The organism is Streptomyces sp. NPDC060064, assembly GCF_042736455.1.
In the GTDB taxonomy this organism is placed as follows: domain Bacteria; phylum Actinomycetota; class Actinomycetes; order Streptomycetales; family Streptomycetaceae; genus Streptomyces.
In genome coordinates this window covers 207,091-223,925 of sequence record NZ_JBHWWF010000009.1, presented here as the reverse complement: position 1 = coordinate 223,925, position 16,835 = coordinate 207,091, and the positions used below count along the sequence as shown (strand labels likewise).

General features: G+C 69.8%; 1 protein-coding gene. It reads left to right on the top strand.

What is annotated here, in order from left to right:
• Nucleotides 1-16,830, top strand: a 16,830-nt coding sequence (locus tag ACFWDI_RS14095) for an SDR family NAD(P)-dependent oxidoreductase (RefSeq protein WP_385303778.1), incomplete at its 5' end; no start/stop codon positions are given.
• Nucleotides 16,831-16,835 lie beyond the last annotated feature (5 nt).

Here is a 16,835-nt window from a genome sequence, read left to right as displayed (position 1 = left end):
CGACTCGACGCCGTCCTGCGCCCCAAGGCCGACGCCGCCCTCAACCTCCACGAACTCACGTGGGATCTGGGGCTCTCCGCCTTCGTCCTCTTCTCCTCCTCAGCCGGCCTCTTCGGCGACCCGGGACAGGGCAACTACGCCGCCGCCAACACCTTCCTCGACGCACTCGCCCACCACCGCCGCTCGCTCGGCCTCCCCGCAACCTCCCTCCAATGGGGCCTGTGGGAGCAGCGCAGCGGAATCACCGGACACCTCACCACCGCAGACATCGAGCGCATCCACCGCTCCGGCATGACCCCCCTCCCCACCCAACTCGCCCTCCAACTCCTCGACACAGCACGCGAATCGGGCGCCCCTGTCTCGTCGCCCATGAGTCTTGACCTCGCCATGTTCCGCGCGCCCTCCGCCACGGTCCCCGCCCTGCTGCGCGGACTCGTCGGCACGCCCGTGCGCCGTGTGGTGACGAGCGAAGCGGCAGCGGCCGGCGGCACGTCCGTCCTGGCCCGCCGTCTCGCCGGGCTCTCGCCCGCCGAGCGTACGAGCACCTTGCTCGAGCTCGTACGCGGTCATGTCGCGTCCGTACTCGGCCATGGCAACGCGCAAGCGATCGAGCCGAAGCGGGCCTTCAAGGAGGTGGGGTTCGACTCGCTGACCGCGGTCGAGCTGCGCAACCGCCTGAACACTCTCACCGGCCTCCGTCTCCCGGCGACACTCACTTTCGACTACCCGACCCCATCGGCACTGGTGGAGCACCTGCTCTCCGAGACGTTCGCTGATCAGTCCGCCACCACCGGTTTCGTGGCTCCGGTCGCCGGGCCGCGGAACGACGACGAGCCGATCGCCATCGTCGGTATGGCCTGCCGCTTCCCGGGTGATGTCGCCTCGCCGGACGACCTCTGGCGCATGGTCGTCGAGAAGGCTGAAGGTCTCTCCACGTTCCCCACCGACCGCGGCTGGGACATCAAGGGCGTGTACGACCCGGATCCGACGCACGTCGGCACGACGTACGTCCGCGAGGGCGGATTCGTCTCCGCCGCGGACTTCGACGCCGAGTTCTTCGGGATCTCGCCGCGTGAGGCGCTGGCGATGGACCCGCAGCAGCGGCTGCTGCTCGAAGCTTCCTGGGAGTCGCTGGAGGCCGCGGGGATCGACCCGGCGTCCGTACGCGGCAGCCAGACAGGTGTCTTCGCCGGTGTCATGAACACCGACTACTTCCCGAGCCTCCAGTCGGTGCCCGAGGACCTGGAGGGCTACCTCAGCACCGGCACGTCCGGCAGCGTCGCCTCCGGACGTATCTCGTACGCACTCGGCCTCGAAGGCCCGGCCGTTTCGGTGGACACGGCGTGCTCGTCCTCGCTGGTGGCCCTGCATCTGGCAGTTCAGTCGCTGCGCCGCGGTGAGTGCTCGCTGGCGCTGGCCGGCGGCGTCACCGTCATGTCGACACCTGACACCTTTGTCGACTTCTCGCGCCAGCGCGGCCTCGCCCCCGACGGCCGCTGCAAGGCCTTCGCGGGCGCGGCCGACGGCACGATCTGGGCCGAGGGTGTGGGCATGCTGCTCGTCGAGCGGCTGTCGGACGCCGAGCGCAACGGCCACAAGGTCCTTGCGGTCGTCCGCGGTACGGCAGTGAACCAGGACGGCGCATCCAACGGTCTGACCGCTCCGAACGGCCCGTCGCAGCAGCGCGTCATCCGCCAGGCGCTTGCGGGCGCGGGCCTGTCCACGGCCGATGTGGACGTGGTGGAAGCACACGGCACGGGAACGCGCCTCGGTGACCCGATCGAAGCTCAGGCGCTGCTGGCCACGTACGGCCAGGGGCGCGAGGGCGGGGAGCCGTTGTGGCTGGGCTCGGTGAAGTCCAACATCGGCCACACCCAGGCTGCAGCCGGCGCTGCGGGCATCATCAAGATGGTCGTCGCGATGCAGGAGGGTGTCCTCCCGCAGACCCTGCACGTGGACGAGCCGTCGCCCGAGATCGACTGGTCGGCGGGGGCGGTGTCGCTACTGACCGAGGCGCGGGAGTGGCCGGAGACCGGGCGCCCGCGCCGGGCGGGTGTCTCGTCCTTCGGCATCAGTGGCACCAATGCGCATGTGATTCTGGAGCAGGCGCCGGTCGTGGAAGCTGTTGAGGCTTCCGAGGCCCCTGTGGTTGGTGGGGTCGTTCCGTGGGTGCTCTCCGGCAAGTCCGAGGGCGCGCTGCGGGCGCAGTCCGAGCGCCTGGCCTCGTTCCTCGCCGGGCGGCTGGGCCTCGGCCCGGCGGATGTGGGTTACTCGCTGGCGGTGTCGCGGGCGCGGTTCGAGCACCGGGCGGTCGTCTCGGGTGCGAGCCGTGAGGAGCTGCTGTCCGGGCTGGAGGCTCTCGCCGCCGGACGGACGGCCCCCGGACTGGTCGACGGCTCGACCGGTACGGGCGGCAAGCTGGCGTTCCTGTTCACGGGGCAGGGCAGTCAGCGGGCCGGGATGGGCCGGGAGCTGTACGAGACGTATCCGGTGTTCGCTGAGGCCTTCGACGAGGTCTGTGCGCACTTTGACGGGCACCTCGAGCGCCCGCTGAAGGACCTCGTCTTCGACGCGGACAACGCGGACTCCGGTCTGCTGGACCAGACAGTGTTCACGCAGGCCGCACTGTTCGCGGTCGAGGTCGCACTCTTCCGCCTCGTCGAGGCCTGGGGACTGACCCCCGACTTCCTCGTCGGCCACTCGGTCGGTGAACTGGCTGCCGCACACGCGGCAGGCGTCTTCACGCTGGCGGACGCCACGAAGCTCGTCGCTGCGCGCGGCCGTCTCATGCAGGCCCTCCCTGCCGGTGGAGCCATGGCCGCGATCCAGGCCACCGAAGCCGAAATCCAGCCCCTGCTGGAAGGCCGCGAGCACGAGATCGCCATCGCCGCGATCAACGGACCTTCCTCCGTGGTGATTTCCGGTGACGAGAACGCCGTGGTGGAGGTGCTGGAGCAGTGGCGCGGCCAGGGCCGCAAGGTCCGCCAGCTCCGCGTCAGCCACGCCTTCCACTCCCCCCGCATGGAACCCATGCTCGACGAGTTCCGCACCATCGCCGCAGGAATCTCCTACGGAACCCCGAGCATCCCGGTCGTCTCCAACCTCACCGGCCAACTCGCCACACCCGAAGACCTCGGCACCGCCGACTACTGGGTACGACACGTCCGCCAAGCAGTCCGCTTCGCCGACGGCATCACCTACCTGGCTGAGCAGGGCGTGACGTCCTTCGTCGAGCTGGGCCCCGACGGAACCCTCTCCGCCATGGCCCAGGAAACCCTCCCCGACACCGACAACACCCTCTTCACCCCCGTCCTGCGCAAAAACCGCCCCGAAGCCGAAACCCTCACCCAAGCCATCGCCCACGCACACGTACACGGCGCAGAACTCGACTGGAACGGCGTATTCGCCGACCGTGGCGCTCACCGCGTCGACCTGCCGACCTACGCGTTCCAGCACCAGCACTACTGGCTGGAGCAGACTGCCCCCACCGGCAGCCTTGTCCCTGCCGGTCTGGCTTCGGTCACGCACCCACTGCTCGGCGCGGCGGTCGCGCTTCCTGTAACAGGAACAATTCTGTTGGCCGGCCGTCTCTCGCTGCAGTCGCACAACTGGCTTGCGGATCACTTCGTGATGGGCGTTCCGGTGGTGCCCACATCCGTCCTTGTGGAGCTGGCGACTCAAGCCGGCGACGAAGCCAACTGTGGTGCGTTGGCGGAGTTGACCCTTCAGGCTCCGCTTGTACTGCCCGCGCAGGGTGGCGTCGCCCTCCGCGTGACCGTGGACAACGCCGACGAACACGGGCACCGGGCGATCGCGATCTACTCGCGTGCCGAAGAGGCCTCCATCGACGAGCCGTGGAAGTGCCACGCCACGGGCCGCGTCACCGGAGTGGCTCCGGATGCCGACATTGATTTGTCGGTGTGGCCGCCGCAGGGTGCCGCGTCCGTCGACGTAGATGCGATCTACGAGCGCCTCGCACAAGCGGAACTGGCATACGGACCGGTCTTCCAGGGCCTGCGTGCGGCTTGGCGGCTCGGCGGGGACGTGTTCGCCGAGGTCGCACTTCCCGAGGGAACTGCGACCGACGGCTTCGGACTGCACCCCGCACTCCTGGACGCCGCCCTGCACGCACTGCCTCTGGATTCGCACGAGCGGGCACGTATCGCCTCCTCGTGGAACGGTGTGTCGCTGTACGCGTCGGGCGCCTCAGCTCTGCGTGTGAAGCTGTCCCCCGCCGACGGCTCGATCGTGGCCGCCGACGAATCGGGCGCACCCGTATTCGCCGCACAGTCCGTCACCTGGCGCGAGACGTCGGCCGAGGAACTGGCGGCCGACCGTGGAGGGTTCCACAACTCCCTGTTCCGCGTGGATTGGCCGGAGCTGTCGCTGCCGTCGGTCGAGCCGGGTACGTGGGCGGTGCTCGGCGAGCCGGGCTCCTTTGCCGACGGCCCGCTGTTCTCGAGCCTGGCCGAGCTCACTACCTCCGACACGATCCCCGAGGTCGTCTTCGCTCCCCTCTCGGCATACGAAGGCACGGACACGGCCACCGCCGCACACCAGGCCACACACCGCGCGCTCGCCCTCGTCCAGGACTGGCTGGCAGAGGACCGCTTCGCCGACTCCCGACTCGTCTTCATCACCCACGGCGCAATCGCCGCAGGCCCGACCGACACCGTCACCGACCTGGCCAACGCACCCGTCTGGGGCCTCGTACGAACGGCCCAGTCCGAAAACCCCGACCGCTTCGTACTCCTCGACACCGACGACAAGTCGCCCGAACTCAACTCGCTGTGGCCGCTCCTCGGCTCCGACGAACCAGAAGCAGCACTCCGCAACGGCTCCGCACATGCACCCCGCCTGGCACGCCCGACAATCGCCGAGACCACCACACCGCTGGACCCCTCCGGCACCATCCTGATCACCGGCGGCACCGGCGCCCTCGGCTCCCTCGTCGCCCGCCACCTCGTCACCCAACACGGCGCACGCCACCTCATCCTCACCAGCCGCCGCGGACTCGACGCCAACGGCGCACCCGAGCTGGCCACCGAACTCACCGAACTCGGCGCAGACAAGGTAGAGATCGCCGCCTGCGACGCTGCGGACCGCGAGGCCCTCGCAACCCTCCTCGCCGGCATCCCCGCCGAGCGCCCCCTCACCGCCGTCATCCACACCGCCGGAGTCCTCGACGACGGCGTCATCAACTCCCTCACCCCCGAACGCCTCGACGCCGTCATGCGCCCCAAGGTCGACGCCGCCCTCAACCTCCACGAACTGACCAAGGACCTGGGCCTCTCCGCCTTCGTCCTCTTCTCCTCCGCCGCCGGCGTCTTCGGCGACGCAGGTCAAGCGAACTACTCGGCCGCCAACACCTTCCTCGACGCACTCGCCCACCACCGCCGCTCGCTCGGCCTCCCCGCAACCTCCCTCGCCTGGGGCTTCTGGGAGCAGCGCAGCGGGATCACCGGACACCTCTCCGCCGCCGACATCGAGCGCATCAAGCGCTCCGGCATGCTGCCGATCTCCTCGGAGCTCGGCATGTCGCTCTTCGATGCTGTCGTCTCGTCGGACGAGGCGCTGCTCGTACCCATGCCGCTGGATCTCGCCACGCTGCGCGGCCAGGGCGCGGCCCTCCCGGCGCTGCTGCGCGGTCTGACCGGATCTCCGGCCCGCCGCGTGGCCGGCGGGAAAGCAGCGAGTACCGAGTCGTCATCGCTGGCTCGCCGCCTCGCCGGGCGTCCGGAGGGCGAGCAGAGCAGCGTGCTTCTCGACCTGGTACGTACACACGTCGCAGCCGCTCTGGGCCACGGCAGCGCAGACGCTGTTGCGCCGAAGCGCGCATTCAAGGAGTTGGGCTTCGACTCACTCACCGCCGTCGAACTGCGCAACCGCCTCAACGGCGAGACTGGACTCCGACTCCCCGCAACACTGGTCTTCGACTACCCGACGCCCGCCGTGCTCGTCGACTTCCTGCGCACCGAACTCCTCGGTGCCGCGGAGACCGCCGTGGCCACTCCGCCGATCCCGGCCGGCACGACGGCCACGGACGACGACCCGATCGCGATTGTGGGCATGAGTTGCCGCTTCCCGGGCGGGGTGTCCTCCCCCGAGGAGCTGTGGCAGCTGCTGATCAACGGTCGTGAAGGGCTCTCGCCGTTCCCGACAGACCGCGGCTGGGACGTCGAGGGCCTGTACGACCCCGACCCGGCGAAGACCGGCACGACCTACGTCCAGGTCGGCGGCTTCCTGGAGAAGGCCGGCGACTTCGACCCCGCCTTCTTCGGTATCTCGCCGCGCGAGGCGCTGGCCACCGACCCGCAGCAGCGCCTGATGCTCGAGGCGGCCTGGGAGGCATTCGAACGCGCGGGCATAGACCCCGATTCGATGCGCGGCAGCCAGACCGGCGTCTTCGCCGGTGTGATGGCCACCGACTACTTCCCCGGTCTTCAGTCGGTTCCCGAGGACCTGGAGGGCTACCTCAGCACCGGTACGTCCGGCAGCGTCGCCTCCGGACGTATCTCGTACGCACTCGGCCTCGAAGGCCCCGCAGTGTCCGTCGACACGGCGTGCTCGTCCTCGCTCGTCGCGCTGCACCTGGCCGTGCAGTCGCTGCGTCAGGGCGACTGCTCGCTGGCCCTGGTCAGTGGTGTCACGGTGATGGCCGGTCCGGATACGTTCATCGACTTCTCCCGTCAGCGCGGCCTCGCACCCGACGGCCGCTGCAAGGCCTTCGCCGGCGCCGCGGACGGCACCGCGTGGGCCGAGGGCGTGGGCATGCTGCTGGTCGAGAAGCTGTCGGATGCACAGCGCAAGGGCCACAAGGTGCTTGCGGTGGTCCGCGGTTCCGCCATCAACCAGGACGGCGCATCGAACGGCCTGACCGCTCCGAACGGTCCCTCGCAGCAGCGCGTCATCCGCCAGGCACTGGCAGGCGCGGGCCTGTCGACGGGCGACGTGGACGTGGTCGAGGCGCATGGAACGGGTACGCGGCTCGGCGACCCGATCGAGGCCCAGGCGCTGCTGGCCACGTACGGCCAGGGGCGCGAGGCCGACCAGCCACTGTGGCTGGGTTCGGTGAAGTCCAACATCGGCCACACTCAGGCTGCCGCCGGCGTCGCCGGTGTCATCAAGATGGTCATGGCGATACGGGAGGGTGTCCTCCCGCAGACCCTGCATGTGGATCAGCCGTCGCCCGAGGTCGACTGGTCGGCGGGGGCGGTGTCGCTGCTGACCGAGGCGCGGGAATGGCCGGAGACCGGGCGCCCGCGGCGGGCCGGTATCTCGTCGTTCGGCCTGAGCGGGACAAACGCACACACGATCATCGAGCAGGCGCCGGTCGAGAACTCCGATGCGGTGGCTGTGGCTCCGGTGGTTGGTGGGGTCGTTCCGTGGGTGCTGTCGGGCAAGACCGAGGACGCACTGCGGGCGCAGGCCGAACGGCTGTACTCCTTCGTGGAGGAGAACTCTGAGCTGGGTCTCGCGGATGTGGGGTACTCGCTTGCCGTGTCACGTGCCCGGTTCGAGCACCGGGCCGTCGTCACCGGCACCGACCGGGACGAACTCCTCGCCGGAGTGAAGGCGTTGGCCGCCGGCGATCCGTCGGGTGCGGTGACCGCCGGGAACATAGGCCGTGGCCGGTTGGCGTTCCTGTTCACGGGGCAGGGCAGCCAGCGGGCCGGGATGGGCCGGGAGCTGTACGAGACGTATCCGGTGTTCGCGGCGGCCTTCGACGAGGTCTGTGCGCACTTTGACGGGCACCTCGAGCGCCCGCTGAAGGACCTCGTCTTCGACACGGACAACGCGGACTCCGGTCTGCTCGACCAGACGGTATTCACCCAGGCCGCACTGTTCGCGGTCGAGGTCGCACTCTTCCGCCTCGTCGAGGCCTGGGGACTGGCCCCGGACTTCCTGGTCGGCCACTCGGTCGGTGAACTCGCTGCCGCACATGCGGCGGGCGTCTTCACCCTCGAGGACGCTACGAAGGTGGTGGCTGCGCGCGGCCGGCTGATGCAGGCCCTCCCTGCCGGTGGAGCCATGGCCGCGATCCAGGCCACCGAAGCCGAAATCCAGCCCCTGCTGGAAGGCCGCGAGACGGAGATCGCCATCGCCGCGATCAACGGACCCTCCTCGGTAGTTGTCTCCGGTGACGAGAACGCCGTGGTGGAGGTGCTGGAGTACTGGCGGGAGCAGGGCCGCAAGGTCCGCCAGCTCCGCGTCAGCCACGCCTTCCACTCCCCCCGCATGGAACCCATGCTGGACGAGTTCCGCACCATCGCCGCAAGCCTGACCTACGCGACACCGCGCATCCCGGTCGTCTCCAACCTCACCGGCCAACTCGCCACACCCGAAGACCTCGGCACCGCCGACTACTGGGTACGCCACGTCCGCCAAGCAGTCCGCTTCGCCGACGGCATCACCCACCTGGCCGGGCAAGGCGTCACCACCTACCTGGAACTCGGCCCCGACGGAACCCTCTCCGCCATGGCCCAGGAAACCCTCCCCGACGCCCATGACGACGTGGTCTTCACCCCCATCCTGCGCAAAAACCGCCCCGAAGCCGACACCCTCACCCAAGCCATCGCCCACGCACACGTACACGGCGCAGCACTCGACTGGAACGGCGTGTACGCGGGCCACAACCCCCGCCGCGTCGACCTCCCCACCTACGCCTTCCAACACCAGCACTACTGGCTCCAGGCAACAGCCTCGTCCAGTGACGCCACCAGCCTCGGACTCGGCACGACCGAGCACCCGCTGCTCGGCGCCACCATCGCACTCCCCGAGACGAACACCACCGTCCTCACCGGCCGGCTGTCTCTCCAGTCCCACCCGTGGCTGGCCGACCACATCGTCATGGGTACGGCAGTGGTGCCGGGCTCAGCGCTGATCGAGCTCGCGATCCACGCCGGCGACCAGGTCGGGCACGGCACGATCGACGAGCTGACGCTCCAAGCCCCGCTGGTCCTCCCCGAGCGCGGTGGCATCGCCCTGCGCGTGACCGTGCAGGAGGTCGACGAGAACGGCCGCTGCTCGGTGCGGATCTTCTCCCGGCCCGAGGAGACGGAAGCGGACGAGCCGTGGGTCCTCAACGCGGACGGCGCGCTGTCCGCCACGGCCGAAGGAGAGTCTTTCGACCTGTCGGTGTGGCCGCCGCAGGGTGCCGCTTCGATCGACGTGAATGAGATCTACGAGCGCCTCGCACAAGCCGAGTTGGCATACGGCCCGGTCTTCCAGGGTCTGCGCGCCGCCTGGCGACTCGACAACGACATCTACGCCGAGGTCACACTCCCCGAAGGCACCACCACCGACGGCTTCAGCCTCCACCCCGCACTCCTCGACGCAGCCCTGCACGCACTCCCCCTGAACCCGACCGACCAGCCACGCATCACCTCCTCCTGGAACGGTGTATCCCTCCACGCCTCCGGCGCCTCAACTCTGCGTGTGAAGCTCTCCCCCGCCGACGGCTCGATCACGGCAGCCGACGAAACAGGAACACCCGTCCTCACCGCACAATCCATCACCTGGCGCCGGCCCACCACCGACGAACTCACCACCGGACACAGCCCGTTCCACAACTCCCTCTTCCGCGTGGAATGGCCGGAGACGGCGATTCCGACGCCGGGCGCGAGCATCACGTCGGCCATTGTCGGCGCCAACTCCATCGGTCTGGCCGATGCGACCGTGTGTGCCGACCTGGCGGAGCTGGCACAGGCGGAAGCCGTGCCTGCCGTGGTGTTCGTTCCGCTCACCGTCACGGCCACGGCCACCGACACTCAATCCGAAGCAGACGTCGCGACTGCCGTTCGCTCGACCGCACATCACGTACTGGACCTCGTCCAAGGCTGGCTCGCCGAGGACCGTTTCGCCGACTCCCTCCTGGTATTCGTGACGCGCGGCGCAGTTGCGACTCATACGGACGAAGGCGTCAAGGACCTGGTGAACGCCCCCACTTGGGGTCTCGTTCGGTCAGCGCAGGCGGAGAACCCGGAGAGGTTCGTCCTCCTCGACATGGACACTCCCGACCCCGACCTCATCCCCGCCGGCACCGATGGCGCGGCGACGAATGCCGAGGCCGAGCGCCTCATGGCCGTCGTCGCCACGGGCGAGGAGCAGGTGGCTCTGCGCCAGGGGAAGGCTTTCGTTCCGCGCCTGGCCCGCTTCTCCGCCCAGGGCGGGGAGCCGGGAACCGGCATCGACAGCCAGGGCACGGTCCTGATCACGGGTGGCACCGGCTCGCTCGGCGCGCTGTTCGCCCGTCACCTCGTCACCGAACACGGCGTACGCCACCTCATCCTCACCAGCCGCCGCGGTCGTCACGCTGAAGGCGCCGACGAGCTGGCCACCGAACTCAGCGGCCTCGGCGCGACCACCATCACCATCGCCGCCTGCGACGCCGCGGACCGCGAAGCGCTCGCAGCCCTTCTCGCCGCCGTCCCCGCCGACCGTCCCCTCACCGCCGTCATCCACACGGCCGGTGTCCTGGACGACGGCGTCATCAACTCCCTCACCCCCGACCGGCTCGACGCGGTCATGCGCCCCAAGGCCGACGCCGCCGTGCATCTGCACGAGCTGACGAGGGATCTGGATCTGTCCGCCTTCGTCCTCTTCTCCTCCGCCGCCGGCGTGTTCGGCGAGGCGGGGCAGGGCAACTACTCGGCCGCCAACACCTTCCTGGACGCGCTGGCATCCCACCGCCGCGCCCTGGGACTGCCCGCCACCTCCCTCGCCTGGGGCTTCTGGGAGCAGCGGAGCGGCATCACCGGACACCTCTCCGCCACCGACATCGAGCGCATGAGGCGTGCGGGGACCGTCCCGCTTCCCTCCGAAGTAGGGCTCGCGATGTTCGATGCCGCCGTCCAGGGCACGGAGGCGACGCTCGTCCCGATCCCGCTGGACCTTGCCGCACTGCGGACGCAGGGCAGCACCGTTCCGGCGCTCCTCCACCGGCTCGTCGGCACGCCCGCGCGGCGCACGGTCCGGACCGAGGTCGTGGCCGACGGGTCGGGTCTGGCGCAGCGCCTGGCCGGTCTCTCGCGCAATGAGCAGGACAACGCGCTGCTGAACCTTGTACGTACGCACGTGGCTGCCGTCCTTGGTCACGGCGGCGCGGACGCGGTCGAACCGGGCCGGGCCTTCAAGGAGTTGGGCTTCGACTCGCTGACCGCCGTCGAACTGCGCAACCGCCTCAACGGCGAGACCGGACTCCGACTCCCCGCAACGCTGATTTTCGACTACCCGACGCCCGCCGCACTCGTCGAGTACATAGGGGGCGAGGTTCTCGGACAGGGTGCCGGGACGGCACTCGCCGTCGCCGCCCAGGTCGAGACCGTCGTGGCGACGGACGACGACCCGATCGCGATCGTGGGCGTTGCCTGCCGCTACCCGGGTGGCGCCACCTCGTCCGAGGCACTGTGGCGACTGCTGCTCGCGGGCGAGGAGGGCCTGACGGACTTCCCGACCGACCGTGGCTGGGACCTCGATACCCTCTTCGACTCCGATCCCGACCGCGTCGGCACCACCTACGCCAGGGTCGGCGGCTTCCTCGAGAGCGCCGGCGACTTCGACCCCGCGTTCTTCGGGATCTCGCCGCGCGAGGCGCTGGCGATGGACCCGCAGCAGCGGCTGCTGCTCGAAGCATCGTGGGAGGCACTCGAGCGGGCCGGGATCGACCCGGCGTCCATACGCGGCAGCCAGACCGGTGTCTTCGCCGGTGTCATGAGCTCGGACTACTACCCGGGCCGCGACTCCGCCCCGGAGGGCGTCGAGGGCTACCTCGGCACCGGTAACTCGGGCAGTGTCGCCTCGGGTCGTGTCTCGTACGTGCTCGGTCTTGAAGGCCCCGCGGTGTCCGTCGACACGGCGTGCTCGTCCTCGCTCGTCGCACTGCACCTGGCCGTGCAGTCGCTGCGCCAGCGGGAGTGCTCGCTGGCGCTGGTCGGTGGCGTCACGGTCATGGCCAGCCCGGACACGTTCGTCGACTTCTCGCGTCAGCGCGGTCTCGCACCCGACGGCCGCTGCAAGGCGTTCGCAGCAGCCGCGGACGGCACCGGCTGGGCGGAGGGCGTGGGCATGCTGCTGGTCGAGCGGCTGTCAGAGGCGCGCCGCAACGGCCACACCGTTCTTGCGGTGGTTCGCGGTACTGCGGTGAACCAGGACGGTGCGTCGAACGGTCTGACCGCTCCGAACGGCCCCTCCCAGCAGCGTGTCATCCGCCAGGCCCTCGCCAACGCGAAGCTCGCGCCCGGGGATGTGGACGCGGTGGAGGCACACGGCACCGGTACTCGGCTCGGTGACCCGATCGAGGCGCAGGCGCTGCTGGCCACGTACGGCCAGGGGCGCGAGGGCGGGGAGCCGTTGTGGCTCGGTTCGATCAAGTCCAACATCGGCCACAGCCAGGCAGCCTCGGGCGTGGCAGGCATCATCAAGATGGTCATGGCGATGCGGGAGGGCCTGCTGCCGAAGACCCTGCACGTCGACGAGCCGTCAGCGGAGGTGGACTGGTCGGCGGGGGATGTCCAGTTGCTGACCGAGGCACGGGAGTGGCCCGAGGTCGGGCGTCCGCGCCGGGCAGGCGTCTCGTCGTTCGGCATCGGCGGCACGAATGCACACGTGATCCTGGAGCAGGCGCCGGCCGTGGAGGCCGAGCCGACTTCTGAGGTTCCTGTTGTCGGTGGGGTCGTTCCGTGGGTGCTGTCGGGCAAGACTGAGGACGCACTGCGGGCGCAGGCCGAGCGGCTGTACTCCTTCGTGGAGGAGAGCTCTGAGCTGGGGCTGGCGGATGTGGGGTACTCGCTTGCCGTGTCACGGGCGCGGTTCGAGCACCGGGCCGTCGTCACCGGCACTGACCGAGACGAACTCATCGCGGGCGTACGAGCGTTGGCCACGGGAGAACCGTCCGGCGTACTGACCACTGGCAGCGTGAACCGCGGCCGGATCGCGTTCCTGTTCACGGGTCAGGGCAGCCAGCGGGCCGGGATGGGCCGGGAGCTGTACGAGACGTACCCGGTGTTCGCGGCTGCCTTCGACGAAGTCTGTGCGCACTTTGACGGGCACCTCGAGCGCCCGCTGAAGGACCTCGTCTTCGACACGGACAACGCGGACTCCGGTCTGCTGGACCAGACGGTGTTCACGCAGGCCGCACTGTTCGCGATCGAGGTCGCACTCTTCCGCCTCGTCGAGGCCTGGGGACTCACCCCCGACTTCCTCGTCGGCCACTCCGTCGGCGAACTCGCTGCCGCACACGCGGCAGGCGTCTTCACGCTGGCGGACGCCACGAAGCTGGTCGCTGCGCGCGGCCGGCTGATGCAGGCCCTCCCGGCCGGTGGAGCCATGGCCGCGATCCAGGCCACCGAAGCCGAAATCCTGACGACGGTCGAAGGCCGCGAGCACGAGATCGCCATCGCCGCGATCAACGGACCCTCCTCGGTAGTTGTCTCCGGTGACGAGGCGGCTGTGGTGGAGGTGCTGGAGCACTGGCGGGAGCAGGGCCGCAAGGTCCGCCAGCTCCGCGTCAGCCACGCCTTCCACTCCCCCCGCATGGAACCCATGCTGGACGACTTCCGCACCATCGCCGCAAGCCTTACCTACGGAACCCCGCGCATCCCGGTCGTCTCCAACCTCACCGGCCAACTCGCCACACCCAAAGACCTCGGCACCGCCGACTACTGGGTACGCCACGTCCGCCAAGCAGTCCGCTTCGCCGACGGCATCACCCACCTCGCCACCCAAGGCGTCACCACCTACCTGGAACTCGGCCCCGACGGAACCCTCTCCGCCATGGCCCAGGAAACCCTCCCCGACACCGACAACACCCTCTTCACCCCCGTACTCCGCAAAAACCGCCCCGAAGCCGACACCCTCACCCAAGCCATCGCCCACACACACGTACACGGCGCAGAAATCAACTGGAACGGCGTGTACGCGGGCCGTGGTGGGCAACGTGTGGAGCTGCCGACCTACGCCTTCCAACACGACCGCTACTGGCTCGAGTCGCTCTCTCCCACCGGCGACGCCGCCGGACTTGGCCAGTCCGCCAACAGCCACCCGCTGCTCGGCGCCACCATCGCTCTCCCCGAGTCGGACACCACCGTCCTCACCGGCCGGCTGTCCCTCCAGTCGCACCCGTGGCTGGCCGATCATGTGGTGCTCGGATCGGCACTGCTGCCCGGGTCCGTCCTCGTCGAGCTCGCGATCCACGCCGGCGACCAGGCCGGCTGCAGCACCCTCGAGGAACTGACGATCCAGACCCCGCTCGTGCTCCCCCAGCGCGGCGGAAGCGCCATCCGAGTGACGGTGGAGGCCGCCGACGAGAGCGGTCACCGACGTGTGGCGATCTACTCGCGGCTCGACGACGCCGACGCGGAAACGCCGTGGACACGGCATGCCGAGGGCCTGCTCACGGAGGCCATGTCCGGCGGCGACTTCGATCTGTCGGTGTGGCCGCCCAAGGGCGCAACAGAGATCGAACTCGATGGCGTCTACGACGATCTAAAGAGCATCGGTGCCGGCTACGGCCCGGTCTTCCAAGGCCTGCGCAATGCCTGGCGACTCGACAACGACACGTACGCCGAGATCGCGCTTCCCGAGGGAACTGCGACCGACGGCTACGGTCTCCACCCCGCACTCCTCGACGCCGCCCTGCACACCCTGCATCTCGACGCACTCGACGCGTTCGGCGACGAGAGCGGCCGGATCTCCCTGCCGACCGCGTGGAGTGGCGTCACGCTCCACGCAACGGGCGCTTCCCTGCTGCGCGTACGCATCACTGAGAGCCTGGCCGTACAGATCGCGGATCGCACCGGATCGCCCGTGGCGACGGTCGCCGCGCTCGAGCTGCAGCCGATGACGGGCGACGAGCTCTCCTCGGCCCGCGCCGGATTCCATGAGGCGCTGTTCCATTCCGAGTGGACGCCGTTGGCGCTCGGCACATCCAGCACCGTCGCGCCGGACGTCGCGACCGGGTGGGCCGTACTCGGGGGCGACACCCTGGGGCTGCCCTTCGACGGCGCGGCGTGGTACGCGGATTTGGGCGAGCTGTCCCGGGAGGGATCCGTACCGCAGCTGGTGTTCGCGCCCCTGAGCTCCACGCCCGTATCGAGCAGGTACGCAGCGCAGGGCGACGCACAGGATCTCGCGCAGGCAGCGCACGCCGCGCTGTACCGGACGCTCGACCTGGCGCAGGAGTGGCTGGCCGACGAGCGGTTCGCCGACTCGCGTCTGGTACTCGTGACCCAGGGTGCGGCCGCCACTGGGCCCGACGAAGATGTGCTGGACCTGGAGAACGCCGCCGTTTGGGGGCTGATCCGCTCGGCGCAGACCGAGAACCCGGACCGACTCGTGCTCCTGGACGTACGGAGTGACGAGCTCACCGCCGAGCTGCTCGCGACGGCCGTCGCTTCCGGCGAGCCCGAGCTGGCCGTACGGGGCGCCCAGGTGTCCGCGCGTCGTCTGGCCCGCGTCCCCGTCGCCGGGGTAACCACAACAGCCTCTGTCGAGCTGGACCGTGCCGGCACCGCGCTGATCACCGGCGGCACCGGCACGCTCGGAGCACTGGTGGCACGCCACCTGGTGACCGAGCACGGCGTACGCAACCTCATCCTCACCAGCCGCCGTGGCCTCGATGCCGAGGGCGCACCGGAGTTGGCCGCCGAGCTCAAGGGTCTTGGCGCACAGGTGGAGATCGTCTCGCGCGATGTCACGGACTTCTCGGCGCTGAAGACGCTCGTGAAGTCCGTCCCGGCGGAGCATCCGCTCACCGCAGTCGTGCACACCGCCGGCGTGATCGACGATGCCACGGTCGGCTCGCTCACGCGGGAGCGGCTCGGCCGGGTACTGCGTCCGAAGATCGACGCCGTACTCAACCTCCACGAGCTGACGAAGGACCTGGGCCTGTCCGCCTTCGTCCTCTTCTCCTCCGCCGCCAGTCTCTTCGGCGAGGCAGGCCAGGCCAACTACGTCGCGGGCAATACCTTCCTCGACGCCTTGGCGCAGCACCGGCGGGCCGTCGGACTCGCCGGCACCTCGCTCCAGTGGGGTTTCTGGGGGCAACGCAGTGGCATCACCGGCCACCTCACGGCAGCCGACGTACAGCGCATGGAGCGCGGCGGCATGCTGCCGATCTCCTCGGAGCTGGGCATGTCGCTGTTCGATGTGGCCCGCGAGTCCGGCCGTCCCGTGGTCTCCCCGATGCGCCTGGATCTCGGGACGCTGCTCGCCCACGAAGGCGGCTCGGACGACGCACTGCTGCGTGGGTTGCGGCGTGGGCCCGGCCGGCGCGCGGCCGCGGCCGGCGGTTCCGCTGCGGGCAAGGCTGCACTCGCCGACCGACTCGCCGGGCTCACCGGCGAGGAGCAGAACGCGCTGCTGCTGGAGGCCGTGCGTACCCATGTCGCCGCGGTCCTCGGCCACAGCGGCGGGGGCGGGCTCGAACCGGGCCGGGCCTTCAAGGAGTTGGGCTTCGACTCGCTGACCGCCGTCGAACTGCGCAACCGCCTCAACGGCGAGACCGGGCTCCGGCTTCCGGCCACTCTCGTCTTCGACTACCCGACGCCGCTCGCGCTCACCGGTTATCTGCGTGCCCACCTGGTGCCGGACAGCGACGGGCCCGACGCCGGCGCCGATCCCGAGGAAGTCCGGATCCGCTCCGCGCTCGCAGCTGTTCCGCTGGCTCGCTTCCGCGAGGCCGGCGTGCTGGATCTCCTGATGGACCTGGCCGGTATGGGCGGTGCGAACCCCGCGCCCGAGGAAACCGACCGAACCGACGCGATCGACGATATCGACGCGATGGACACCGAACACCTGATCCGTATGGCGCTCGGAAACGCCGACTCGTGATGTCT